Source organism: Pedobacter sp. UC225_61 (genome assembly GCF_044452285.1).
Taxonomy (GTDB): Bacteria; Bacteroidota; Bacteroidia; order Sphingobacteriales; family Sphingobacteriaceae; genus Pedobacter.
In genome coordinates this window covers 2,746,538-2,766,748 of record NZ_JBIOAL010000001.1, presented here as the reverse complement: position 1 = coordinate 2,766,748, position 20,211 = coordinate 2,746,538, and the positions used below count along the sequence as shown (strand labels likewise).

Here is a 20,211-nt window from a genome sequence, read left to right as displayed (position 1 = left end):
AAAAATACATTAAAAATAATTTTGCTGCAATTAGTCATAATTATTAATTATAAAAAACAGAATTATAATTTGTAAATTTGCGCCCTAATTTACTACATCAAAAAACATGAAGTTATCTCAATTTAAGTTTAATTTACCTGAATCGCTTTTAGCGAACAATCCTGCAGAACAAAGAGACGAAGCCCGTTTAATGGTTTTACACAAAGATAGTGGCAAGATTGAGCATAAGATTTTCAAAGATGTTTTAGGATATTTTGATGATAAGGATGTTATGATCCTTAACAATACAAAAGTATTTCCTGCTCGTTTATACGGAAATAAAGAAAAAACTGGTGCTACAATCGAAGTATTTTTATTACGTGAATTAAATAAAGAATTACGTTTATGGGACGTTCTAGTAGATCCAGCTCGTAAAATCCGCGTTGGAAATAAACTATACTTCGGTGATGACGATTTATTAGTTGCTGAAGTTGTGGATAATACAACATCACGTGGTCGTACTATTCGTTTCTTATTTGATGGTACTGACGAAGAGTTTAGAAGAAATGTTGAAATTTTAGGAGAAACACCACTTCCAAAATACATTAAACGTAAAGCTACGGCACAGGATAAAGAGCGCTATCAAACGATTTATGCTAAAAACGAAGGTGCTGTTGCCGCTCCAACTGCTGGTTTACACTTTAGCAGAGAGTTAATGAAACGCTTAGAATTAAAAGGTGTTGAATTTGCTGAAGTGACATTACATGTTGGTTTGGGAACTTTTAGACCTGTTGAGGTTGAAGATTTGACTAAACATAAAATGGATTCTGAGCAATTTATTATTGAGCAACCTGCGGTTGATACAGTAAACAAAGCATTGGATGAAAAGAGAAGAATTTGCGCTGTTGGTACAACATCAATGCGTGCTATAGAATCGGCAGTTTCATCTGGCAGAAAATTAAAGCCTGCTAACGATTGGACTAGTAAATTCATCTTCCCTCCATACGATTTTAGTATTGCAAACTGTATGATTACAAATTTCCATACACCAGAATCTACCTTATTAATGATGGTAAGTGCTTTTGGAGGTTATGAAAATGTAATGAATGCCTACCAAGTAGCGTTAAAAGAGAAGTATCGCTTTTATAGCTATGGTGATGCGATGCTAATTATATAGCTATAAGTATTTAGTATAAAGTATTTAGTATAAAGTATTTAACAAAACTATTTAAATACTTTATACTAATATCTACCTACCGAAATGAAATATTATGCAATAATTGTTGGTGGAGGTTCTGGAAAAAGAATGCAGAACACAATTGCTAAGCAGTTTTTATTGCTAAAGAATAAGCCAGTGCTCATGCACACATTATCGGCTTTTTACTCCTCTTCTTTCAAACCCGAAATTATTCTTGTTTTAAATGCCGATCTTCATCAATATTGGGAAGAGCTCTGCTTAAAATATAATTTCAATATTCCTCATATTTTAATTAAAGGTGGGGATGAAAGGTTTCACTCTGTGAGAAATGGTTTAATGGCAATTAAAGGAGAAGGAATTGTAGCTGTACATGATGCTGTTAGGCCCTTGGTTAGTTCGAAACTTATTGCTAAAGCTTACGAAATTGCTGAAAATATAGGAAATGCTATCACATGCATCAAACCTAGCGATTCGGTGAGAAGAGTGAAGGAAAACAACGAAAAAAGCAAAATAATCAACCGAGATGAACTTGTTTTAATCCAAACACCTCAAACCTTTGAAATCAGTCAACTTAGAAAAGGATACCAGCAACATTATAAATCTAAATTTACCGATGATGCGAGTGTAGTTGAAAAAGCTGGTTTTAAAATAAATTTAATAGAAGGAGAAAGAAATAATTTAAAAATCACTTATCCAGAAGATTTAGAATTAGCAAATTTCTTACTAAAATAAATAAGCTTTAACAAAGTTTTACCTTTATTAAAGCTTATTCCACATTGATAGATGAATTTATTCTAGGCGGCGCCTCTAATTACTCTTAAAATAATAGCTATGATTGCTATTACTAATAGAATGTGAATAATACCACCCGTATAGTAACCTCCTATGAAGCTGATTGCCCAGATGATTACCAAAATTACTGCGATTACATAAAGTAGATTTCCCATGAGATTTAGTTTTTAGTGATTTTAAGTTTAATACCTTTTATTTGATTTAAAACATTAACAACCGATGGCTCTAAATTGTTCTGGAAAATAAAAAAGTCTCAAAGAAATTTGAGACTTTTAATCATTTAATATTCATCTTCATTAAAGAAGAAGTCATCTTTGGTAGGATAATCTGGCCAAATTTCCTCTATTGTTTCGTAGGGCTCACCATCATCTTCTAAGGCTTGTAAATTTTCAATCACCTCTACAGGTGCACCAGAACGAATACCGTAATCTATTAATTCGTCTTTTGTTGCAGGCCATGGAGCGTCTTCCAAGTGCGATGCGAGTTCTAATGTCCAATACATATTCTTAATATTAATTTATTCTAAATTCTGAAAGCGCAAAAGTATGTTAAAAAAAATGAGCAAAACAAATATTTTTTTCCACCATTTAAATTCGTGGTATCCAGATGATTTCTGCTGTTTTAGTATCAGCGCTCAGTTTACGTGCCAAAACAAATAAATAATCACTTAATCTATTCAAATAGATTGTAATATTGTTGTCAACAAAACTTTCTGCCGCTAATTGCACAGTTAATCTTTCCGCTCTACGACATACACAACGTGCTAAATGACAATAAGATACAACTGTATTACCACCTGGCAGGATAAAATGTTTTAGTTCGGGCAAGAGTTCATTCATCGTATCCATTTCATTTTCTAAAAGCGTGATATCACTTTCGAGTAAATCAGGAATTTTCATTTTTGAGCGTTCAGGATCTGATGCTAACGATGAACCAATTGTGAATAACCTATCTTGAATCTCTTTCAATATTTGCTGATGATGCCTATCAATATCCTGACACATAATTAAACCGATGTACGAATTTAATTCATCAACGGTACCATAACTTTCAATGCGCACATGAAATTTAGGTACTCGAGTGCCACCAATTAATGAAGTTTGACCTTTATCGCCTGTTTTTGTGTAAATTTTCATACGTAAAATAAAAGGTTGAAAGTTTTTGATATATAACTCTAAGCCTATGCTTAATTTATTTTCTCAAAATCATCACCTTTTTGTTCCAAATTAGTTAAACGAGGTGAAACTGTTTTGATGTCTTCATTTAAATAATCTTTCTCAATCAAACCGTCACGCATACGTACAATTCGGTGTGCATGTTGTGCGATATCTTCCTCGTGTGTAACCAAGATAATCGTATTTCCTTTACTATGAATTTCCTCTAGTAAACCCATAATCTCAATTGAGGTCTTAGTATCTAAGTTACCCGTCGGCTCATCGGCCAATATAATGGAAGGATTGTTAATTAATGCTCTTGCAACAGCTACACGTTGACGTTGACCACCAGAAAGTTCATTTGGTTTGTGCGTTACACGATTACCTAGGCCTACATTTTCTAATGCTTTTGTAGCACGTTCATCACGCTCCTTTTTACTTGCACCTGCATAAATTAAAGGTAAAGCAACATTATCTAAAGAAGTAGAACGAGGCAATAAGTTAAACGTTTGAAAAACGAAACCAATTTCTTTATTACGAACTTCAGCTAACTCATTATCAGTCATATGACTAACATTAATTCCGTTCAAAATATAGTCGCCTTTGCTTGGTGTATCTAAACATCCCAAAATATTCATCAAAGTTGATTTACCAGAACCTGAAGGGCCCATTAATGCAACAAATTCTCCTTTATTAATGGATAGCGTTACTGATTTTAACGCGTGAATAACTTCTGAACCGATAACGTATTTACGACCTATATCTTTTATGGTAATGAGTGTGTTCTGCATTGTTTTTTCTTTTTAGACCAGCTTTGCCTAGCCAATGTTACAGCTGTGTTTATTTTTCTATTATTTTAGGCACTAAGAAGAAACTTTCATTGTGTGTAGCTGCATTTTTTAATCCGTTAGCCACACTAATTTCTTGCTTTGCATTATCTTCCCGCCAAACATTAACTTCTTCATTCATGTAAACCAACGGTTTTACACCAGTAGTGTCTAACTCGTTAAGCTTTTCCATAAAAGTAAGTATCTTATTCATTTCTACTGTTAATGTATCAACCTCGTTATCTTTTATAGCAATCCTAGCTAAATCAGCAACTTTATGAACCGTTTGTTTATCTATTTTCATTACTATAATCTACTGTTAATCTTTTTAAAAACCTCATCTTTTAAAATATCTGCATTTTCTATGCCCAATATACTGGTTAAAATGGGTTCATGAACATAAATATCTCCTATACCTGGTTTGGTTCCATATTTCATACCATCATCCCACATCAATTTCCACACATTTATAATAGACACAGGGACAATAGGGATATTTTTTTCAATAGCTAATCTAAATGGACCATTTTTAAATTCTTGTAAAACTGGCGGATATGCATCATCAATTCTTCCTTCTGGGAAGATAATTAAGCTCATCTCCTTTTCTAGATTTTCACCAGCTCTTTTAAATGCTCTAAAAGCAGAAATCTTACTTTCTCGAGAAACTGGAATATCTATTGTTTTAAAAAACATACCTAATACAGGGTTTTTCAATAACTCTTCTTTCCCCATGAAATGATATCGCCCTTTTGCTAATAGACAAAAAATCACAATATCTAAATTTGAAGTATGATTTGCGCAATAAATATAGGTCTGTTTGTTATCTAGCTTTTTTTCAAATTCAAAATTAAAAAAAGTACCGGTTATAGCAGTGCAAATGAATGAATGAAATTTTCTAATTTTATTTAAAAACGAATAATATTTAGGATTACGTGTACCTAAATAATAAAGAGGTCGAAAAAGAATAAAGAAAAAAACAATGCTAAATACTGAGTATATGTAATGTATTTTTCGGAGTAGTTTAATCATCGAAATCAAAAATACAAATTACGGCAATCTATTTATAGGTTTTTTCTTAATTTCGGGCCATGATCAAAGAAACGGTTGTAAGCGGAATACGTTCTACAGGAAAATTACATATAGGAAATTATTACGGTGCGGTAAAAAACTTTGTACAAATGCAACATGAGTACAATTGTTACTTTTTTATTGCCGATTTGCATTCATTAACTACACATCCTACTCCAGCAGATTTACATGGAAATGTGAGGCATGTTTTGGTAGAATATTTAGCTAGTGGGATAGATCCAGAAGAAACAACGATTTATATCCAATCTGATGTACCTGAAATTGCAGAATTGTATTTATATCTAAACATGAATGCTTACATGGGCGAATTGGAAAGAAGCACTTCTTTTAAAGATAAAGTTCGTGGAAACCCAGATAATGTAAATGCAGGTTTATTAACGTATCCAGTTTTAATGGCTGCAGATATTTTGATACATAAAGCCACAAAAGTTCCAGTAGGTAAAGATCAGGAACAACATTTAGAAATGGCTCGTACGTTTGGTAACCGATTTAACAGGTTATATAATCAAGATTATTTTCCTGAACCTTATGCGTTTAGCTATTCTAAAAGTTTAGTAAAAGTTCCTGGCTTAGATGGAAAAGGGAAAATGGGAAAATCTGAGGGTGAAGGAAATGCAGTTTATTTATCAGATAGCCCTGAAATTATTCGTAAAAAAGTTTCAAGAGCGGTTACTGATAGTGGCCCAACTGCAGAGTTTCAAGAAAAACCAGAAGCTATTCAGAATTTATTCGATTTAATGAAAATTGTTTCTTCCGAAGATACCCTAACTCATTTCGAAGACCAATACAATAAAATGGCTATTCGTTATGGCGATTTTAAAAAGCAATTAGCTGAAGATATGATTATTACTACAGCACCAATGCGTGAACGTATTAATGAAATTGCTGCAGATACTTCTTATCTTCGCCAAGTGGCAAAACATGGCGCTTTAAAGGCAAGAGAAAGCGCACAAAAAACCATCAGAGAAGTTAGAGAATTAATTGGGTTTAAAAGTTTTTAATTGATAGATTTGAAATGAGCGGTTTAGATTCATTAAAATCTCAACTCTTACATCTAAATCTCATATCTTAAATAAAATATGCACATAGCAATAGTTGGAAATATTGGCGCAGGAAAAACGACTTTAACTAGTTTACTTGCCAAAAGTTACGGATGGGAAGCTCTATACGAAGCAGTAGATAATAACCCTTATTTGGAAGATTTTTATAGCGACATGAAACGTTGGAGCTTTAATTTACAAATCTATTTTTTAAATAGCCGTTTTCAACAAATTGTTGAGATTGATAGTAATAAACGCAATGTAATTCAAGATCGTACGATATATGAAGATGCCCATATTTTTGCAGAAAATTTGCATGAAATGGGATTAATGACATCGAGAGATCACGATAATTATAAAGCTATTTTTAGCAATATTACCTCATTTATTAAACCACCGGATTTATTGGTATATTTAAGAGCTTCTGTACCGACTCTAGTTAACAATATTCAAAGGCGTGGTAGAGAGTATGAAGCTAGTATTCGTATTGATTATTTATCGAAATTGAATGAAAAATATGAGGCTTGGATTAAAGGGTATGATTTAGGTAAATTGTTAGTTTTAGATAAGGATAAACTTGATTTCACTAATAATCCTGAAGATTTAGGAACTGTTATTCAGTCTATAGAAGCCGAAATTAACGGATTATTTTAAATATTATAACCATGAAAGACTTTCAACATGACAATCCATCGAATTGGAAATTTGGAATGTTTTATTTCAATAAAAATGATTTCGAGATTTATAGTTCGGAAGCAGGTTGAAAGTTTAGGTTGGACATTTAATTTTGCTCATCCCATATCTTATTTCGTGTTAGCCCTATTACTTTTAATCCCTATATTATCTGTTATATTTTTATAATTAGTTACTTTGAAAGTTCTCGGAATTATTCCTGTTCGCTTTGCTTCTACCCGATTTCCTGGGAAGCCATTAGTTGATATTGGAGGCAAAACCATGATACAACGAGTGTATGAGCAAGCCTTAAAATCCGATTTAGATAAAATAGTCGTTGCCACTGATGATGAACGCATTGCAGCAGAAGTTAAACGGTTTGGTGGTAATTTTATATTAACTAACCCTAATCATCAAAGTGGAACAGATCGTTGTGCAGAAGTTGTAAAAAAACTGCCAGATTTTGATGTAGTGATAAATATCCAGGGTGATGAGCCATTTATAGATCCGACGCAAATTTCTTTAGTGAGTTCATGTTTTGACGATGAAAATGTCGAACTAGCGACGCTGATCAAAAAAATTGATGAGGATACTGAACTTTTAAATACCAATATTCCAAAAGTTGTAATTAATTCTAATCAACAAGCTATTTATTTTAGTCGCCACCCAATACCTTTCATTCGTAATGCGGAAAAAGAGAATTGGGCAACAGCACACCAATTTTATAAACACATTGGTATTTATGGCTATAAAACGTCAACACTGTTGGAAATCACCAAATTATCACCATCGTCTTTAGAATTGGCCGAAAGTTTAGAGCAATTGCGTTGGTTAGAAAATGGTTATCAGATTAAAACAAAAATAACCAACATAGAAACCATTGCAATTGATACTCCAGAAGATTTACAAAAAATAATTTTATAGGATATTTTTTTATCTTCGAAGTAAATCAATTCCTATGAAAAGCTTTCCTTTACCGCTTCTATTTGTTGCCTTTGTAATCACTTCTTGCACTACTAAAAATGAAAAGAAAGTAGCTATCAATATAGAAAAAACTGCTCTAAAATCATTTACAGATACTGCACAACTAGACACTTTTAAAATTGCTTTAAAAGGAACTGAATCTAAAAACATGAGCTTGTTGTTTACAATTACAAGCTATAAAAGTGCACAGGTTTATAAAAAAGAGATTAAAGCTGAAGAACTATTAAAAAGCTATTTAGCCAGTGCCGATTTAAAAAAGGAAGATGAGAAAATCAAGTTTTTAGAGGATGAGGTTAACTTCTTTTTAGATGAAGAACATTTCTTAATGCCAGCCATTACAGAACAAGAAAAGCCTGACAATAATACACCTGATAAAGCTTTTTACGAAGAATTAAAAGCAAGTAAATTAAATGGTTTCGATTATCGTTTAGGGAAAGATACTAAAATCTATATTGCTTGGTCAGCAAAAGATCAAAAAGTAAAAATATATTATAAATGTTGCTAAGTGCTTTTTGGAGAAGTATTTAAAAGAAAATCGAATAGATTTACTTCTGGTTTTAAATTCAATTTTTTTCTTAGCCTATATCTACTTACCTCTACAGCTCTCGGCGTTATATTTAATAATTGAGAGATTTCTTTTGACGATAAATTGAGTTTTAAATAGGCACATAGTTTTAAATCACTAGGACTAAGATTTGGATATTTTTCCTTTAAATTACTTAAGAAATTTGCGTGTACATGGTCAAAATGTATTGAAAATTGCTCCCAATCGTTATCTAGTTTTTTTGCCTCGTTTAATAATCGGATTACTTTTTTTAAATCATTAGCAGTATCCTTGCTTGTAGTTTCTTGTACTAAAGGCAAAAGCTCATCTCCTATTTTAGATAATAATTTACCCCTTTGAACCAAGTGCATTGTTGTAGTTGCTAACTCTTTATTCTTAAATTCTACATCTGCTTCTAGTTGCTTTTTTTGAAGTTTAGTAATTTGTTGTTCGTTTCTCTCTATTTCTAATTGATGTTTTTGCCTTAGATTATCTTGTTGTTTTTTATGTTCCTTTTCTTGAACCTTAATTAATAAGTACAACATATAAATAAATAGCACGAAGTAAAAAACATAAGCAACATTACTCCTATACCAAGCAGGAGAAATAGTAAATGCATAGCTTATTGATTTAGATTCATTTCCTAGATTATTTCTAGCTTTAACCCAAAAAACATATTTGCCATGAGCTAAATTGGTATAATCTTTTTCACTTTTACTACTCCACACAGACCAATCATCATCATACCCTTGTAGTTTATAACTAAATTCTATATTCTCCTTTTGTTCAAACAAAGTTGATGCATATTCAAAATGAAGAGAGTTATATTCAAACGATAATTTCTGTTTAGCCCTTCTTTCTCCAGTAAAATACCCACCAAAAAAAACGCTATCAGTTTTACCCGCGATACGAATTTGACCTAATAATACATTTGGTTTAAAAATATTGGCAGCATATTTTCTATAGTCTATATGAATCAACCCTTTATTTGCTCCTATAAATATATTTCGATCATTATAAGGATAGATGTTTTCAAAGCCCGCAACAATTTTAGAGGTTAATTCAGGAAATTCAACAATAGTAAAACTACTATTTCGAGTTTTATTAAAGTCAACTACTCCTACTTTTTTTGTGGTTACAAACCAGATATTTCCATCTGGATCTTCATTTAAATATTGAATAGATAGCTTTTTAAAAATTGGCCTAAAAAATTGACTAGGTTTAAATTTTTTCTTGGCTGAATCGTATTCATAAATACCATCAGCTGTTGCTGCAACTATTCGATTTTTTACCTTAAATACATAATTATATAGGGTAAAAGGCAAACCATCTTTTTGTGTTAGCAATGTTGTTTTAATCATTTTTTGCTTATCTGGCGATAGATCTATCTTAAAAATGCCTCGGTAAGGGTGTGAAGCCCAAATACAATTCAATTTTTCATCCACAGCCATAAACCTTAAAGGTTCATTTAAAGCAGCTATTGTTCCTCTATTACTAAACTCATTATCTTTATAACTAATATATTGTAGTCCTGTATAAGTTCCAGCAATAACATTACTATTACCTTTTGCAATTGGCGAAAACAGCCAAGTTCCCAATCCTTTATATAATTGTTTAGCATTATTACCATCAATTACTGATGTTCCATCTTCATTTGCCAATAAAAGGTGCTTATTTATTTCCGCTAAGCCCCATGTTTGACCTTTAGTGTTTACTACTTCTGAGAATTGAGACTGAGAATTGCTTAAATCTTCTTGTTTCGTGTTTATTGGAGCAGAAAAGACCCCATTTGATGTCCCTACATAAAGTCTATCATCAAAAATTCTACTGGCATAACTAGAAACTTGTTTTTTCCTATCGGGATAAATATGCTTTATTGCACTATTAAAGGCAATAAATGAAATCCCATCATCAAGACCGAGCCACAAATTTTGATGTTGATCCAATAATATATTTCTAATATTACTATTGTACAATCCCTCAGTGTATGAAAATTGCCTAATTAAAGAACCTTTACGATTAATAATCAGTAATCCTGAGGAGGTAGTTCCCAATGCATATAAATCTTTATTAATTTGGATGGCGCCATTAATCCTATCGTTATAAAAAATTTTATCTTCTGCAGTTTTCTTATTAATTAATTCTTTTCCTATCAAGAGAAAAAGACCATCATTTAAAGTAGTAATTAATAATGTATCTCCATTATAAGGTAAAACAGAAGTAACATTCCCGCTTATAATTCTTTTGTCATTGCAAATGACATCCCATTTTCCAGCATTAAATACTTTTAATCCAATATTTATTTCTTGAGCATAAACTCTATGCTCTACTTTCCCCATGTAAACCCAAGCAATTGGTGTAGGATAGACATCAACTTTATTAGCATTAAAGCGAATTATTTTATTTACTGTTCTAAAATAAATTTCTTTACCATTAAAAACAATATCCCATACATCTGCAAACTGCCTATCTTTAGTTGGGATAAGGTATTTTAAAGAATGATAAGTTAATACACCGTATTCATTTGGTGAGAAATATCCAATTTCATCTTGACCACCAATATAGATCTTACCATCTACATCAATTTTAACTGATCTAATAATTGTCTTATTTGGTGTTGGATAGATTTTCCAATATGCACCATTATATGTTAATAGACCTTCGTTATTTGCGAAATATAAAATTCCATTCCGGTCTTGAGCGATCCCCCAATTTTGAGTTCCCCCTTTATACTCTAAACTAGAATAACTACTAACCTGAGGTAAGCCAATTGGGTCTTGTGCTTTTAAATAAAATTGAGGCAAGATTGCCAACAAAAAGATCAGAAAAAAATATCTCATTTCATCAAGGCCTTATAGTAAATATTTGGTTGTAACTAATTACAGTTAATTATTGCTTAAGATACTAAATTTATCAATGTTGTAGTTCAATAATGCGTTTTCATACTAATTTTAAAGAAAAAAGTCGCTGTTGTATGGGTATTGTTGTGGGTCTATTTTTCATTATTAGTCAATTCACGCTATATATTTGTTACAAGACGTTTGCTAAAATTGACGGATTACTCCTGAGGATTAGCAAATAGAACTAACCAAAATATAAACTTAAATTATTTGTTATGAAAGGAAAATCTACGTTCATTCTTTTGATCTTTTCCCTATTCTTTTCACTGAGCCTTCGAGCACAGGAAATTGATGTGTCAGGAAAAGTAACTTCCAAAAGTGATGGGTTACCTCTACCCGGAGTATCCGTAAAAATTCAGGGAACAAACACTGGTGTTGCTACTGGCGCAGATGGTGTATTTAGAATTAAAGTTCCTAAACCTGGTTCGGTTTTAGAATTTTCTCAAATTGGTATGGCTACGCAAACGTTTGTAGTTAATAACACTCAACCAATTGCTATTGCAATGGCAGATTCACAGGGTGAATTAGAAGAAGTTGTTGTAGTTGGTTATGGAACTCAAAAGAAAAGTGTGGTAACAGGAGCAATTTCACAAGTGAAAGCTTCAGACCTAGAGAATATGCCTGTTACACGTATTGAGCAATCTTTACAAGGTAGAACAGCTGGTTTAACAATTACTACAAGTTCTGGACAACCAGGTGACGGAGCTACATTACGTATTAGAGGTACAACTTCAATTAACAACAGTGAGGCCTTATATATTGTAGACGGAGTACAGGTTGGCGGAGGTATTGATTATCTTAATCAAGCTGATATCGAATCTATTGAGGTACTAAAGGATGCAGCTTCTGCAGCTATTTACGGAGCTAGAGCAGCAAATGGTGTAGTTCTTGTTACTACTAAAAAAGGAAATAAAGACGGAAAAACGAGAGTTAGTTACAATACTTATTTAGGTACACAAGCTCCTTCAAGAAAATTGGATTTATTAAACGCAACTCAATATGCTACTTTATATAATGAAGCAGAGTTCGCTGCAAATCCATCTGTTGGTACACCACGTTTTCCTAACCCATCTCAGTACGGTGTAGGTACAGATTGGCAATCAGCAGTATTTAATACGAGTGCTAAAATTCAAAATCACGAGTTAAGTTTAAGTGGTGGAAATGAAAAATCTACATATTACAGCTCTTTTGGTTATTTTGATCAAGATGGTATTGTAGCATCCGATAATTCCAATTACAAAAGATTTACTGCTCGTATTAATTCAGAACATCAGTTAGCTAAAGCGATTAGATTTGGGCAAACTATTGGATATACTCGTACAAATTCTGTTGGTGTTTCAACTAATACTGAATACGGCTCACCATTAAATAGAGCAATAAATATTGACCCTCTTACTCCAATTGTAGAAACAGATCCAGCAAAATACAACTTGCCATTATATACGGGTAATCCTGTAGTTAGAAATGCACAAGGCTTTCCTTATGGAATTTCTAGTTATGCGCAATCAGAAATCTTAAATCCCTTAGCAGCCCTAGCAGTTGCACAAGGTAAAGGTTGGTCTGATAAAATTGTTGGTAATGCATTTGTTGAAGTAGAAATTATTAAAGGTTTAAAATTAAAATCACAAGGTGGTGTTGATTTAGCCTTCTGGGGTAGCGAAAGCTTCACCCCCATTTACTACTTAAATTCTATCAATCAGACTACAATTACTTCTTACAATAGAAATAATAATAGAGGTTTATTCTGGTCATTAGAAAACACAATTAGCTATACTAAAGCTATTCAGAAGCATAACTTCACAGTTTTATTGGGCTATTCAGCACAAAAAAATAAAGGAGAAACCAATGGTGGATCTAAAGACGGTATTCCTGTTAATAACATTAAAGATGCTTCATTACAGTTCCCAGTTTCTAGAACGAATGATGTATTTTATGGTGGAGAATACTTAAATACCTTGAATTCAATGTTTGGTCGTTTAACCTATAATTATAACGAGCGTTATTTGTTTACTGGTATTGTTCGTAGAGATGGTTCATCACGTTTCGGACCAAACAATAAATATGGTTATTTCCCATCAGGTTCTGTGGGCTGGATTACAAGTAACGAAAGCTTCTTCCCTAAAAACAAAGTGGTTACTTTCTTGAAATTTAGAGGATCTTATGGTGTTACTGGTAATGATAATATTGGAGATTTTAGATACTTATCAACTGTTAGCGGTGGAAGAAATTACACTTTAGGAACTTCAGCAGGCTTAAATAATGGCGTAAGTCCTGATGCTTTATCTAATCCTGATTTAAGATGGGAAGAAACTTCATCTACAGATATTGGTATGGATGCAACATTATTTGGCAATTTTACGGTTACTGCAGATTGGTACCACAAAAAAACGTCAGGTATGTTATTGCAAATTGCGGTTCCAGGTTATGTAGGTAACTCTGGCCCTATTGGTAATATTGCAGATTTATCTAATAAAGGTTTCGAACTTGAACTAGGATATAACAAAAAAATAGGTGATTTCTCTTTTAGAGTTGTAGCAAATGCCTCATTATTAACAAATAACATTGATTTCTTAGGAGATGATAAAGAATTCTTAGGTGGACAAACAGTTACACCTCAAGGTTTAGAAGTTACTCGTACTAAAGTTGGTCATGCGATTGGTTCTTTCTATGGATATAGAAGCGATGGTTTATTCCAAACCCAAACTGATGTAAACAATTACAAAAATAGCGCAGGTGGATTAATTCAGCCTAATGCAAAACCTGGAGATATTAAATTCCGTGATTTAAATAACGATGGTTTAATTAGTGATGATGATAGAGAGATTATTGGTGATCCAACTCCAGATTTCACTTACGGATTAACTTTTAGTGCTGGTTATAAAGGTTTTGATTTAGTTGTTTTGGGACAAGGGGTTGCTGGTAACCAAATATTCAATGCATTAAGAAGATTTGATTTACCAACAGCAAATTACACCACTGCTATTTTAAATAGATGGACAGGACCAGGTACTAGCAATACAACACCTCGACTTACTTTAGCTGATGACAACAAGAACTATAGCCGTGTTTCTAGTTTATTTATTGAAGATGGTTCATATTTTAGAATTAAAACCTTGCAAATAGGTTATTCATTACCAACTAAATTGGTTAGCAAAGCTGGATTAAATAAACTCAGGTTTTATGTGATGGCTAATAACTTGTTAACCCTAACTAAATATACAGGCTATGATCCAGAAATTGGTGGTGGCAGTTACGGTGTAGATCGTGGATTTTACCCACAAGCTAGAACGTTCTTCGCTGGTTTAAATGTTGGATTTTAATTATAGAAATGATGAACAAAAAATATATAAAATGTACCATCGCAATAGTTGCGGTAATGCAGATTTTCGTATCATGTAAAAAAGACTTTCTGGAGCTAACGCCGAAAGGAACTGCATTAGAAGACAATTTTTACAAAAATGAAACCGAAGTAATGCAGGGAATTATCTCTGTTTATGATGTTACCCAATGGGGAACAACTGGTGGATATACTATGAAAATGCCTTTATTAAGTGCAGCTTCTGATGATTGCTGGGCTGGAGGAAGTAATGCCTCAGATCAACCGAATTGGGTTGCTTATGATAATTTCAAAATGGACCCAAGAATTGGCCCACAAGGCGGATTATGGAGTAAAAATTATACTGGAATTAATCGTGCTAACTTAATATTAAGTAAAATTGAAAAAGCAACTACATTAAGTGCTGCATTTAAAACAAGAGTAACTGCTGAAGCTAAATTTTTAAGAGCTTATTTCTATTTCGATTTAGTTCGTTTCTTTGGAAGGGTTCCTTTAATCACTTCGGTTTTAGCAACTGATGATTTATACAAACAAGTTCAGTCTACTCCTGCTCAAATTTATGCTCAGATAGAAAAAGATTTAAGAGAAGCTTATCCAGGTTTACCTCCAATAATCTCTGCTACAGAAAAAGGAAGAATTTCAATGGGTGCTGCAAAAGCGCAACTAGCAAAAGTATTATTGTATGAAAATGATAATGCAAAATTAGCTGAAGCTATTACTTTGTTTGAGGATGTTAATAAAGTTGGAAATGCATATGGTTATGCTTTATTGGGAAATTATGCTGATATTTTTAATCCTGCAAATAAATTCAATTCAGAATCAATCCTAGAAATCCCTCACTCAAACAATGCTGCATGGTCAGATTGGGGTTGGATTAACGGTGGTGAAGGTAATGTTGGTACTCAGTTTATTGGTATGGATAGTTATAATGGCGACACTTACTCAAGCGGTTGGGGTTTCTGTCCAGTAACTTTAGATTTAGTAAACGCATTAAAAACTGATCCACGTTTTGCTGCTACCATTATTGATGGTGCTGCATTAAAAGCGGCAGGTGCAACTTACAATGCTCGTTACCAAAACACAGATTATTTCATTAAAAAGTATGCACCATTAAAAACTTTCCGCTCTGCGAGTGGTGTTGCCGAACAAAATTGGCCAATTAATGAAATTGAAATTAGATTAGCAGATACTTATTTAATGCAAGCTGAAGCTTTAGTGAAAGCAGGTTCAAACCCTACAAGAGCTAAAGAATTATTAGATGCAGTTAGAGGTAGAGTTGGCTTAACATCTGTTCCAGCTACGTTAGATAATATTTATAACGAACGTAGATTAGAATTAGCTACTGAAGGACACCGTTTCTTTGACTTAGTGCGTACCGGTAAAGCAGTTACTGTTTTAGGTCCGGTCGGCTTTAAAGCTAACAAAAGCGAATATTTGCCAATTCCTCAAACAGAAATTGATGTTACTAAAGGAGTTATTAAACAAAATCCAGGTTATATTAATTAATCATTAAAAAAATGAAATCATTAAAAAACACGATAAAAACATCAATCTGGCTTAGTTTAGGTCTGATGTTGACTATATTGGGTTCTTGTAAGAAAGAAGATTCTATGAAAGAATTGGGTGCTGCTCCTACTTCAGCACAAGTTCAATTCACGGCAACCCCAACGTCTACAAATGCTAATATTATTAATTTTAAAAGTACTAGTCCAGGTTTTAGAGCCATTTGGGATTTTGGAAATGGAGCAACTGCTGAAGGTACAGATGCACAAGCTTCATATCCTTTAGCTGGAACATATACTGTTAAATTAACCATTGTAACTGATGGTGGATATGCATCGAGCACTAAAACAGTTGTCGTTGCTAATACAAATCCAGCTATGCTTACCGACCCTGCATTTACGACACTTTCTGGTGGTTTATCTAATTTAACGGGTAAAACCTGGGTAATTGATCAAACACAACAAGGTCATTTAGGTGTAGGTCCTATTGGCTCTCAATTCCCAGATTGGTATCAAGCGAATCCAAATGAGAAAGCCACTAATGGGTTTTACGATGATGAGATGACATTTAACATGAATTCATTGAAGTACACCTATGCTAATAATGGAACTACTTTTGCCAATGCTTCAAATGCACCTGGTATTGGTGGACCAACAGGGACCAATGACCCTACAGTAAACTACACACCTCCTACCAATTTAACATGGTTAGTTACTACAGTAAATGGTGTTAAATATATCACGATTAGCAATAATGGATTTATAGCCTATTATTTAGGTGTATCTCAATATCAAATTCTTTCATTAACTGATGATGAAATGTGGTTGAGATGTTTAGATAAATCGAATGCTGGTAACGCTTGGTATTTGAAATTGATTAGAAAAGGGTATGTAAGACCAGTTGTACCTCCAGTTCAAAAACCAATGCAAGCAGCTAATCTTACTGATGACTTCCAAAGCACTTCTTCAATTACATGGAATGCAGAGAACATGGATTATACTAGATCTTACGATAATCCATCAAAATTCCCAGTAAATACATCTGCTAAGGTTGGTTATTACGAGAAAAGAACTGGTTCTGATGGTCAGTATGGAAACTTAAACGTTACCATGCCTTATCGTTTCGATTTAACCACAAAAAATAAAATTAAATTAAAAGTATTTTTCCCTGGAGGAAACGATTTTACAAAAGTTGGATCAACAGTTTCTATTAAATTGCAAAACTCATTATTGGGTGGCAACGCATGGACAACCCAATTAGAAGTTGTAAAAACAATTACTCCGGCACAGTACAATACTTGGGTGCAATTGGAGTTTGATTACTCTGGTTGGGCATCAGAAACTTTGTACGATAAAATTGTAGTACAATTAGGTGGTGAAGGACATCCAAATCCAGGAATTTTCTATATTGACGATTTCGAATTTAAATAGAAACAAAAAAGCCTGGTTTTTCAACCAGGCTTTATAAACTAAGTTACTATGATTTATAGAAAAATTAAAAATGCATATTTCTTAATTGCACTCTCAGCTGGTTTCATATTTTCTTGTCAATCGTGCTCATCTGGTAAAGAAGTAGAAGAACCTGTTATTATTCCACCAGCACCCGTTGTTGTGGTAGATAAAAATTGGGCTTTTGAAAGTACACCGTTTTGGGCAGATGAATTTGATTATACAGGTTTACCTGCAACTGCAAAATGGGATTATGATCTTGGTGGCTCTGGTTGGGGAAATAACGAGAAAGAATATTATACAAATGCATTAGCCAACGCTAGCGTAGCTGATGGAAAATTGAGTATAACAGCCAAAAAAGAAAGTATGAATGGTATGGCTTATACCTCTGCTCGTTTAGTAACCAGAAATAAACTAGATGTATTGTATGGCAGAATTGAAGTTAGCGCAAAATTACCAACTGGAAAAGGCACCTGGCCCGCAATTTGGATGTTGCCAACAGATAGAACCTACGGAGATTGGCCTAAATCTGGTGAAATAGATATCATGGAACATGTTGGTTACGATCAAAATAATGTGCATTTCACAACACATACAGAAGCTTATTATTTTAAGATTAACACTCAAAAAACAAGTACCAAAACTATTTCTGACGCAAGTACTGCTTTTCATAAATACAGAGTTGATTGGACCCCCTACGCTATTCGTGGTTATTACGATGATGCAATGGTATTCGAATTTGCCAATGAAGGTACTGGTTACAAAGTTTGGCCTTTCGATAAAAGATTTCACTTGTTGTTAAATTTAGCCATTGGTGGCGATTGGGGTGGCGCTCAAGGAATTGATGATTCCATTTTCCCACAAAAAATGGAAGTTGACTATGTACGTTATTACAAAATGATCGAAAAATAGTTACAAACTATCTTTAATTAAATGTCCAGCTTAGTCTGGACATTTTTTTTAACTACTTTTCCGATTAGTCACTCACTATCAATCAAATAATTTATTTAAACATTTAGTCACTCAAATCATATTTTTGTGTAGCTTTGTATCCCGTACAAAAACAATTAAAAAGGCCATAAAGCCCGCTTAATTTCACAAACTCACAAACATGACTAAGTATATTTTTGTTACGGGCGGTGTTACTTCCTCATTAGGTAAGGGCATCATCTCCGCTTCATTAGCCAAACTTTTACAAGCAAGAGGTTACCGAGTAACCATTCAAAAATTCGACCCTTATATCAACATTGATCCGGGCACATTAAATCCTTACGAACATGGCGAGTGCTATGTTACTGAAGATGGAGCCGAAACAGATTTGGACTTAGGCCACTATGAGCGTTTTTTAAACACACCAACTTCTCAAGCAAATAATATTACCACAGGTCGTATTTATCAAAATGTAATCAATAAAGAAAGACAAGGCGATTATTTAGGAAAAACCGTTCAAGTTGTACCGCACATTACCGACGAAATTAAACGTAACATGCGTATTTTGGGCGAAAGTGGGGATTACGATATTGTTATTACTGAAATTGGTGGAACAGTTGGGGATATAGAATCCTTACCATTTGTAGAGGCGGTTCGTCAGTTTAAATGGGAAGAAGGTTCAAATAATGCAATTGTTATTCACTTAACTTTAGTTCCCTATTTAGCTGCAGCTGGAGAACTAAAAACAAAACCTACACAACACTCTGTTAAAGCATTACTAGAATATGGTATCCAACCTGATATTTTAGTTTGCCGTACAGAACACCATATTAGTGCGGATATTCGTAAAAAAATTGCCCTTTTCTGTAATGTTAATGTGAATGCTGTAATCGAATCTATAGATGCATCTTCTATTTATAGTGTGCCTTTGTTGATGATGAAAGAGCAGTTGGATAAAACAGTTTTAGCTAAATTAAAATTGCCAACTAAAAACGAACCTGACATGGAAAGCTGGAAAGATTTCTTGGGTCGTTTAAAAAATCCTACTGCGGATGTTAGAATTGGTTTAGTTGGTAAATATGTAGAATTACCAGATGCGTATAAATCTATTACCGAAGCATTTATTCATGCAGGCGCAAAAAATGAATGTAAAGTTCGCGTTGAATATATTCCATCAGAAAGCATTTACCCTGATAATGTAAAAGAAAAATTAGGCCATTTGCAAGGTGTTTTAGTAGCTCCAGGATTTGGTAGTCGTGGTATTGAAGGAAAAATTGAAGCAATTAAATTCGTAAGAGAAAACGAAATTCCGTTCTTTGGTATCTGTTTAGGAATGCAATGTGCAGTAATTGAATATGGTCGCAATATTTTAGGCCTGAAAAATGCAAATACAACAGAAATTGATGAAAATTCTGAACATCCTGTAATTAACATGATGGAAGAACAGAAAAACATCACATTAAAAGGTGGAACAATGCGTTTAGGTGCATATCCATGCGATGTTAAAAAAGGAACAAAAGCCTTCTCAGCATACGGAAAACAGCATATTACTGAAAGACACAGACATCGCTATGAGTTTAACAATAAATATTTACAGCAATATGAAGATGCTGGAATGATAGCTTCTGGTGTTAATCCTGATAGCAATTTAGTAGAGATTGTAGAGTTAAAAAACCATCCTTTTTTCGTTGGTGGACAATTTCATCCAGAATTAAAGTCAACTGTTGCAAATCCTCACCCACTTTTTGTTAAATTTGTCGCCGCTGCAATGGAGCACGCCAAAAAGAAAACAATATAATACAAGTTTAAAACAA

General features: G+C 33.3%; 18 protein-coding genes. 11 read left to right on the top strand and 7 right to left on the bottom strand.

Going from position 1 to position 20,211, the window contains the following annotated elements; all coding sequences use genetic code 11:
• Positions 1-106: 106 nt before the first annotated feature.
• Both queA and ACHMWN_RS12625 read left to right on the top strand, forming a co-directional pair.
• Positions 107-1,156, top strand: a complete 1,050-nt coding sequence (queA, locus tag ACHMWN_RS12630) for a tRNA preQ1(34) S-adenosylmethionine ribosyltransferase-isomerase QueA (protein ID WP_173268870.1) — start codon at positions 107-109, stop codon at positions 1,154-1,156.
• 84 nt (positions 1,157-1,240) lie between these two features.
• Positions 1,241-1,909, top strand: coding sequence for a 2-C-methyl-D-erythritol 4-phosphate cytidylyltransferase (locus tag ACHMWN_RS12625; RefSeq protein WP_397301596.1), 669 nt, complete (start codon positions 1,241-1,243; stop codon positions 1,907-1,909).
• Between the two features lie 62 nt (positions 1,910-1,971).
• Here ACHMWN_RS12625 and ACHMWN_RS12620 read toward each other — a convergent pair whose 3' ends face one another.
• The 6 genes from ACHMWN_RS12620 to ACHMWN_RS12595 form a co-directional block, all read right to left on the bottom strand.
• Positions 1,972-2,124, bottom strand: a complete 153-nt coding sequence (locus ACHMWN_RS12620; protein WP_372818832.1) for a lmo0937 family membrane protein — start codon at positions 2,122-2,124, stop codon at positions 1,972-1,974.
• A 125-nt stretch (positions 2,125-2,249) separates the two neighbouring features.
• Positions 2,250-2,471 carry a DUF2795 domain-containing protein gene (locus ACHMWN_RS12615; RefSeq protein ID WP_008240955.1) on the bottom strand — a complete coding sequence of 74 codons (222 nt, stop codon included), beginning with the start codon at positions 2,469-2,471 and terminating at the stop codon, positions 2,250-2,252.
• 85 nt (positions 2,472-2,556) lie between these two features.
• Positions 2,557-3,105, bottom strand: coding sequence for a cob(I)yrinic acid a,c-diamide adenosyltransferase (locus ACHMWN_RS12610; RefSeq protein ID WP_397301590.1), 549 nt, complete (start codon positions 3,103-3,105; stop codon positions 2,557-2,559).
• A 50-nt stretch (positions 3,106-3,155) separates the two neighbouring features.
• Positions 3,156-3,914 carry an ABC transporter ATP-binding protein gene (locus tag ACHMWN_RS12605; protein ID WP_397301587.1) on the bottom strand — a complete coding sequence of 253 codons (759 nt, stop codon included), beginning with the start codon at positions 3,912-3,914 and terminating at the stop codon, positions 3,156-3,158.
• A 49-nt stretch (positions 3,915-3,963) separates the two neighbouring features.
• On the bottom strand, positions 3,964-4,254 hold the full coding sequence (gene gatC / locus ACHMWN_RS12600; protein ID WP_397301584.1) for an Asp-tRNA(Asn)/Glu-tRNA(Gln) amidotransferase subunit GatC: 291 nt from the start codon (positions 4,252-4,254) through the stop codon (positions 3,964-3,966).
• Between the two features lie 2 nt (positions 4,255-4,256).
• Entirely contained in the window at positions 4,257-4,979 is a 723-nt protein-coding gene (locus ACHMWN_RS12595) for a lysophospholipid acyltransferase family protein (RefSeq protein ID WP_397301581.1), read from the bottom strand.
• A gap of 59 nt (positions 4,980-5,038) precedes the next feature.
• Here ACHMWN_RS12595 and trpS point away from each other — a divergent pair, with 59 nt between their 5' ends.
• The 4 genes from trpS to ACHMWN_RS12575 all read left to right on the top strand — a co-directional run bounded on the left by trpS (position 5,039) and on the right by ACHMWN_RS12575 (position 8,240).
• Entirely contained in the window at positions 5,039-6,040 is a 1,002-nt protein-coding gene (gene trpS, locus ACHMWN_RS12590) for a tryptophan--tRNA ligase (RefSeq protein WP_397301579.1), read from the top strand.
• 78 nt (positions 6,041-6,118) lie between these two features.
• Positions 6,119-6,733 (top strand): deoxynucleoside kinase, encoded by a 615-nt coding sequence (locus ACHMWN_RS12585; protein ID WP_397301577.1) that lies wholly within the window; start codon positions 6,119-6,121, stop codon positions 6,731-6,733.
• Between the two features lie 216 nt (positions 6,734-6,949).
• Complete coding sequence (kdsB, locus tag ACHMWN_RS12580) at positions 6,950-7,675, top strand: 3-deoxy-manno-octulosonate cytidylyltransferase (protein WP_397301575.1); 726 nt, start codon at positions 6,950-6,952, stop codon at positions 7,673-7,675.
• A gap of 34 nt (positions 7,676-7,709) precedes the next feature.
• Complete coding sequence (locus ACHMWN_RS12575; RefSeq protein ID WP_397301572.1) at positions 7,710-8,240, top strand: hypothetical protein; 531 nt, start codon at positions 7,710-7,712, stop codon at positions 8,238-8,240.
• Here the strand turns inward: ACHMWN_RS12575 and ACHMWN_RS12570 are convergent.
• Positions 8,237-11,119 carry a triple tyrosine motif-containing protein gene (locus tag ACHMWN_RS12570; RefSeq protein ID WP_397301569.1) on the bottom strand — a complete coding sequence of 961 codons (2,883 nt, stop codon included), beginning with the start codon at positions 11,117-11,119 and terminating at the stop codon, positions 8,237-8,239. The genes ACHMWN_RS12575 and ACHMWN_RS12570 overlap by 4 nt on opposite strands.
• Before the next feature lie 275 nt (positions 11,120-11,394).
• On the opposite strand from ACHMWN_RS12570, the gene ACHMWN_RS12565 reads away from it, so the two are divergent.
• From ACHMWN_RS12565 to ACHMWN_RS12545, 5 genes are all read left to right on the top strand, one after another.
• On the top strand, positions 11,395-14,499 hold the full coding sequence (locus ACHMWN_RS12565) for a SusC/RagA family TonB-linked outer membrane protein (RefSeq protein WP_397301566.1): 3,105 nt from the start codon (positions 11,395-11,397) through the stop codon (positions 14,497-14,499).
• Between the two features lie 11 nt (positions 14,500-14,510).
• A complete protein-coding gene (locus ACHMWN_RS12560; protein WP_397301563.1) occupies positions 14,511-16,022 on the top strand; it encodes a RagB/SusD family nutrient uptake outer membrane protein in 1,512 nt (503 codons plus the stop codon).
• An 11-nt stretch (positions 16,023-16,033) separates the two neighbouring features.
• Positions 16,034-17,449, top strand: a complete 1,416-nt coding sequence (locus ACHMWN_RS12555) for a PKD domain-containing protein (RefSeq protein WP_397301560.1) — start codon at positions 16,034-16,036, stop codon at positions 17,447-17,449.
• A gap of 48 nt (positions 17,450-17,497) precedes the next feature.
• A complete protein-coding gene (locus ACHMWN_RS12550; protein ID WP_397301558.1) occupies positions 17,498-18,379 on the top strand; it encodes a family 16 glycosylhydrolase in 882 nt (293 codons plus the stop codon).
• A gap of 199 nt (positions 18,380-18,578) precedes the next feature.
• The gene (locus ACHMWN_RS12545) at positions 18,579-20,195 is read left to right on the top strand and encodes a CTP synthase (protein ID WP_397301555.1); all 1,617 of its coding nucleotides are present in this window, start codon (positions 18,579-18,581) and stop codon (positions 20,193-20,195) included.
• Positions 20,196-20,211: the final 16 nt, after the last annotated feature.